Annotated in this window: 7 protein-coding genes; 2 read left to right on the top strand and 5 right to left on the bottom strand. The window is 42.4% G+C overall.

Annotated features, from left to right (window positions below; translation table 11 throughout):
- Positions 1–280 precede the first annotated feature (280 nt).
- Together V7K69_RS27470 and V7K69_RS27465 are read left to right on the top strand one after the other, a co-directional pair.
- On the top strand, positions 281–1,042 hold the full coding sequence (locus tag V7K69_RS27470; protein WP_335040333.1) for a DUF6748 domain-containing protein: 762 nt from the start codon (positions 281–283) through the stop codon (positions 1,040–1,042).
- 185 nt (positions 1,043–1,227) lie between these two features.
- Positions 1,228–1,803: a TMEM175 family protein gene (locus V7K69_RS27465; protein ID WP_179075722.1), complete on the top strand. Its 576-nt coding sequence runs from the start codon at positions 1,228–1,230 to the stop codon at positions 1,801–1,803.
- A gap of 559 nt (positions 1,804–2,362) precedes the next feature.
- On the opposite strand, the gene V7K69_RS27460 is transcribed toward V7K69_RS27465, so the two are convergent.
- The 5 genes from V7K69_RS27460 to cysC all read right to left on the bottom strand — a co-directional run bounded on the left by V7K69_RS27460 (position 2,363) and on the right by cysC (position 5,842).
- The gene (locus tag V7K69_RS27460; RefSeq protein WP_335040329.1) at positions 2,363–2,686 is read right to left on the bottom strand and encodes a hypothetical protein; all 324 of its coding nucleotides are present in this window, start codon (positions 2,684–2,686) and stop codon (positions 2,363–2,365) included.
- A gap of 240 nt (positions 2,687–2,926) precedes the next feature.
- Complete coding sequence (locus V7K69_RS27455; protein ID WP_335040327.1) at positions 2,927–3,376, bottom strand: DUF1648 domain-containing protein; 450 nt, start codon at positions 3,374–3,376, stop codon at positions 2,927–2,929.
- Positions 3,377–3,733: 357 nt separating this feature from the next.
- Positions 3,734–4,471 carry an SDR family oxidoreductase gene (locus V7K69_RS27450; RefSeq protein ID WP_335040325.1) on the bottom strand — a complete coding sequence of 246 codons (738 nt, stop codon included), beginning with the start codon at positions 4,469–4,471 and terminating at the stop codon, positions 3,734–3,736.
- A 202-nt stretch (positions 4,472–4,673) separates the two neighbouring features.
- Complete coding sequence (locus V7K69_RS27445) at positions 4,674–4,820, bottom strand: hypothetical protein (RefSeq protein ID WP_335040323.1); 147 nt, start codon at positions 4,818–4,820, stop codon at positions 4,674–4,676.
- Between the two features lie 440 nt (positions 4,821–5,260).
- Positions 5,261–5,842, bottom strand: coding sequence for an adenylyl-sulfate kinase (gene cysC / locus V7K69_RS27440; RefSeq protein WP_335040321.1), 582 nt, complete (start codon positions 5,840–5,842; stop codon positions 5,261–5,263).
- Between the last annotated feature and the right edge of the window lie 218 nt (positions 5,843–6,060).

Raw genomic sequence — 6,060 nt, 5'->3', positions numbered from 1 at the left:
TTGTTCTTGTGCGAGTGCAAGTTGGCTAAATGCAGAGATTAGGCTTACAGTCAGGTGATTCTGGGATAAAGTTGACAAAAACAATGAGTCCTTAAAATTCCTTTAAGGTTTCCTGTAAGGTTTTTTAACCTCTTGTCAGTAGTGTAAGAGTTATAGTATTCCAACTTACCTTGTCAACTCCGAGCTTGTGTATAAGTAATTTTGGCAGTTTTTACGAGAAATGCTGTCAACTCTGCTTTTAACAAAGGTATTGAACCCTCAAATAAAATCTAAAGTTACCATGAACAAACAATCGTTTAACTACAAATACTTAATTATTCCTCTATTAGGTGCAATAATAGTCACCAACGGATTTTTATCTAAAGTATCGGCGCAAAATATTTCTGCTCCAGAGACTACTGATTCTGTTGCAGTCAGTGTCAGAAATCAAGAGTTTCCACAGTGGGGATATTACATAGTGCGAAGAGATTTTCGCAAATGTGTTTCTCCTATATGCGGTGGATATTTTATAAAGCAAGTCAACTTGAAAGCTACTCCTTGCTTAGATGGTGTTTTTCGCTCCGAATGTTATGTGTCTGCAATTGATTGGAGTTCGGTGAAAGTCTCGCTTGACGAACTAATAAAAATTCAAAATGATGATGGTAGCCGTGTGATTCTCAGAGGTAACATCGTTCCAGTAACATTTCCTGGATTTGGTGAGTTTGGGAATTTGAGAGTAAAGGAAGCCTTCTATGCCGCGACAAATGACCCAGCAAAAGGTACTTTTGTGGCATTAAAAGACAATGGCATTCGTTGTATCACAACTCCTTGCTTCTCCACAGATAATCTGGTTCTAAATAAACCTAAGACTGCTCAAGTTTCGTCAATTGATTTGAGTCAAACGCGTGCAACACAAAAGCAACTTGACGCAGCAACAAGCGAAATTTTTGGTCAAGGTTTGATTGCTGTAGGTACAACAAAGGTAGTTGAAAACGTAGATTCAACCAAGAGAGATACTCAGTTTGTCGCTACACAGTTTTATCTGAGAGTGGAACCGAACTAAAGGTTGCCCCCGTAAAGTAGTGGTCTGGCAACCCAACTTTGCGTGGTGGCAGGTTGGGGAGGGAGAAATTTTCTCCCCCTGCTCGAACTATACCGCTCTCATTGGGTTGGTGAACTACTAGCCAAATGCGTGCTATATCTTTACCAACGCGATAATTTACAGAAACAGAGAAACTGTATAAACCAATGTTCAAGGGGAGATTAGAAGCCTTTAGCGATGGTGTAATCGCTATCATCATCACTATCATGGTGCTGGAATTGAAAGTGCCTCATGGGGGCGATATAGGCGCACTCCGTCCATTATTGCCAATATTCTTGAGCTATATCTTAAGTTTCGTCAACGTTGGAATCTACTGGAACAACCACCATCACCTGCTACAGGTAGCCAAGCAAGTGAACGGGCGAACTCTCTGGGCGAATTTGCATTTGTTGTTTTGGTTATCCCTCATTCCCTTTGCTACTGCTTGGATGGGCGAAAACCACTTTACGGCTTTGCCTGTTGCTTTTTATGGTGTGGTTCTGTTGATGGCGGCGATCGCTTATTTTATTCTGAGTCGTACCTTAATTTCTCATCACGGTAGAGATTCAATGCTGGCCAAGGCTGTTGGTCGAGATTTTAAGGGCAAAATATCAGTGTTGATTTATGCGGCGGCAATTCCCCTTGCTTTTGTAAAACCGTGGTTTGGCTGTGCATTGTATGTTTTAGTCGCGATTATGTGGCTTATTCCTGATCGCCGGATTGAAAGGACGCTTAAACCTTAGAGAGAAAAAAATACTACCAAACCAGTTTAAGGTTTGATAGTATTTTTAATCAAATATTCCGCCAGAAATTCTTACTGATAGATTTCAAACTAACTGTTTGTATTTCAATATGAAGCACTTCAGTTTTCTGCCCAACAGCGACAGCTTGAGGTGGTAGCAATGAATTTAACAATAGTTTTTCCCTTCAAAAATATGATAGTTGTAGCGATCACCCTAGGGCGGCCGCATCATGTCAATAAGAAAAGTATATTCCCAATAGAGTTAAAAATAATGGCAGATCAGAATTTTCTATTTAGCTGCTGAGTTTGTTGAGAAATCAGCCAAGTCATCAAGAAGTTCAAGAGGTAATAATCATCATTCGTTTTTCCCGAATGATTCACTCGTAGTTAGGGCTTCAGCCCTGGTTTTATGCAACTTAAATGCCGATTAGCTTATGCAGCAATTAAGGGAAATACCTTCTTGAAGTTTTGGCTAAATGCAGAGATTCAGCGTACAGTAAAGCGGTCTTGAGAGAATGTGACAGTATCCAATGTGCGCGAGACTCCCGCTTTTTCAGCGATTACAAAGCATCCGTGCGATGTATGGATTCAATCAACTCCTCAACTTCTTCTTCGTCCAAACATTGTTTCACTTGAGTGCTGAACCACTCAAATTCTTCCGGTTCTGTATCCGTGATTCGGTAGACCAGTAATGTTCCTGCAACACGAGTAAGAGTAAGAGGTGATGGAGAAACGTGGCTCAGTAGATCGCACGCATTCTGGTATATTTCCATGACTGATAATTCGGACAAAGGAGATCCTAACTGAGCAGAAAGCTGTTTTAGATTCTCCTGAATAGATGAATGGAAGTCTGGATCTTCGGGTTGGGAAAGAGGGTTACTCATAATTTTCCTTCAAATGCCATTGGATTGGAACTGAAAGCAATGGACTTGGAAACTCAGCAACGAGACGATTAGACGATTACGTACATCATACCCCCACTTGGAAGCTGCGCCATTCCATCACCTTTGCCTGGGTGACTCTAACTCAGGGTAGTTCAATCTACTCATCACGCCATGCAATAGGATTCCACTGTTCTTGTAATGCATTAATCAAAATGGCATTCGGGACTATTTTGTATAGCGTCAACGTGCCAAAAAAGATTGACTCAACCAATATCCAATTGTCGCAAATATAATTATTGATGTTACAGGTATAAACCATATCCCTAAATTGGGATTTTCTGTAGTCGCTAGATGGAATATTTGCCATTCAATGTAAACAAATATCCAAACCATCTCACTTTTTAACCAATCCAACATTGAACAAGCAATTTGATACTGCCTTAAAGAGTTTTCTTCAGTAATTACAACTGGATAATTAAATGTATTGGGATAACGACTAATAAATGTTAAAAGTCCATAAATTGCTAAACCGACAATTGGTAATAACCACAGAACTTTTTTACTCCCCCAACCATTGGCTTGTCCATCAAATCCAAAGTGGACTGGTATAGTATCCGGTAATGTTGACCAAGCATAAATAGCGATGCCGAATAATCCTACAAGTCCTACCAGTGCGCTCAAGTTTAGCATCTGTGCCGAATCGAATCCAGGAATTACAATATCAGGTCTAGCATAAATAATCCCAAATAAATTTGGCTTATTCGCTTATATTCACCGAATATAATTCGGGGGTTTTACGCTCAAAGTTGCGGCGAATTCTCTTCAGAATCCGGGGTTTGACTTCTTGCTCTCGTGCTGGAATGACAATCCGGCGCTGATGATAATAATCAAGAAATTGCTGGTTAAGTTTTCGCAGTGGGGAATTGCTTGTGTTGATGGGGTGCTGGTGAATTAGGAGGAGTAGTGAATCTGTACAATCGAGAAGAGTTTGGGCTTGCCGTTTAATACCCAGATCCCCTTGTCTAGAGTATTACCCTGCATCATCAGTTAACTTGATGATACCTCAACGACATTTTGGGCAAAGCTTTTATAAGCATCGCCCATTTGTTTAGCCACCGAGTCAGGAAAGACGTGAAAATCCCCAACTTTGAGAGCTTTTATTATCCCCTCTGCCACAAGTGTAGGTGGCTGTGCAACCTCATTCATTCCTGCCGCATCGCCCATATCCGTGGCAATCGGGCCAGGGTGAACACTTAGCACAATCGTGCCCTGCTCACTCAATAGTTCTCGTAATGCCTGGGTGATTGAATAGGCCGCAGCTTTTGAGGCACAGTAAGTGGCAGAGTCGGGGAAACCTTTGAGCGAAGCAACAGAATTGATTTGGGCAAAGACACCACCTCCATTGGCTTTGAGTACCGGGGCAAACGCCTGAGCCATGTAGATCAATCCACATACATTGATCTTCATCTGAAATTCGAGAGCAGCGATCGCATTCTCAGCTAGGGGAGTTCCTGCTTGAAAAACTCCTGCATTATTGATAACAACTTGCACATCTGGGGCAGCTTGAGCAGCAGCAACAATAGATTGGGGATCACCTAAATCAACCTGAATTGGTACTACCTGTAAGCCGTATTGTTCAACCAATGAGGAAACACTGTTGAGCTGACGAACAGCCGCATAGACTTTGGTGGCTCCGTGTTCAATAAACGACTCAACTATCGCCTTGCCAATACCGCGATTTGCACCCGTAACCAAAATGGTTTTGTCTTTGATGTCGTAGTTCATTTAGATTTCTCCTTATGGTTTTCCATGATCTGAAAAACCTTGGACAATCGTTCTAAGTTAGGGCAAAGAAATTTAGCTGCTCTCTTGAAGAAAGACTGCGGCTGACACCGCTCCTTTTAGCATGGTATCATCATCCATCATGCCAATTTAGCAACACCTATTTTTTAGCGGTCTTTGAAGCTTGTGCTTTTGGACACCTCTTTTATATCTCTGCACAACGAGGATTTTGGGAATTGGTCTGAAATAGGCGTGCTGAGTGTTCTGTCCCTTTTGCAGCAGGAGTTCTATCGTGCGCGGTTGGTTCAGTCGTTGGCGAATGCAGCGATGCCTGCGGTGTTCTCGTTGCCATCGCTAATCAAACTCAGGGGTAGGTAGAACAGGGTAATCCCACTTCCTTGTTAGTTGAAAATTCAGTTTTGGGTGTAGGAGTCAAAGCAGTTGATGAGGGTACTTGTTCCGTCGCGCCCGTCACCAGCGCTGAAAAATGGTCGTATGAGGCGATTGTTGCAAGGTCAAATATGCGACCGGAGCGGATGCAGAAACTCACGCGTTGCGGCGAATTCGGAGGAGAATCCGGGTTTTGACTTTTTGCAGGAGTGCTGGAATGATGACCCTGCTTTGCAGATTGTGATTAAAAAGCTGCTGGCGAAGTTTCCGCAGTGGGGGATTGCTTGTGTTGATGGGGTGCTGGTGAAGTGGAATGAGTAGCAAAGATTCTGTACCCGTCCACAACTTGAAAATGGTCGAGTCGTGCGATCACACAATGGTGTCATGTCATTTCATTCTTCTCTAAATCTCAACATTGACCAAAAGTCCGTCACTTTTAGGTAGCTGATCGCTCAGGATAATTAAACCTTGAGTTTCTAAATAGTGAAGCACTTGGTTAACACATTGTTCAACAGTAAATCGATCGGTTTGACAGATAATCTCTGGATTTATTGGTTCTTTGTAGGGGTCGGAGATCCCAGTAAAATGTTGAATTTGTCCGGCTCTAGCTAGTGCGTAAAGTCCTTTAACATCACGGGATTCACAAACGGCTATAGGAGCATGAACGTAAATTTCGATAAAGTTGGTAGAAGTCTTTTTGAGTTCCTCTCGAACTTGACGATAGGGACTGATGGCGGCAACGATCGCAATTATGCCATTACGACTAAGTAAGTTAGCCACAAAGCCAATGCGACGCACATTTATATCTCGGTCTTGTTTGCTAAAGCCTAGACCTTGTGAAAGATAGATGCGAACCATATCACCATCTAGAATTTCTGTTGGGTAACTTCGCGTTTGCAGTTTTTGGGCTAGATTGTGAGCAATCGTTGTTTTGCTAGCACCACTTAACCCAGTTAGCCAGAGAATTGCACCTTGTCGTTTCATGTTTAATTTAATACACAATCATCATATAGCGGTTTGCCGACGAGTGAGCTAGTAGTTCGCCAAGTGAACTTGGCGGGGTAAAGGGTAAGGGGGAAGGTGGGGCCCCCTCTGGGGATAAGGGGCGGGCAGGGTGGTTTCATACAACGAGAGAAAAATAATAATGATTTGTATAGGGTGGAGAAAAATGGATAACTAACAAGTATGAATCTCGTCGAACA

The sequence above is a fragment of the Nostoc sp. genome (genome assembly GCF_036917775.1).
Lineage (GTDB): Bacteria > Cyanobacteriota > Cyanobacteriia > Cyanobacteriales > Nostocaceae > Nostoc.
This window is presented reverse-complemented; position numbering and strand designations above follow the sequence as displayed.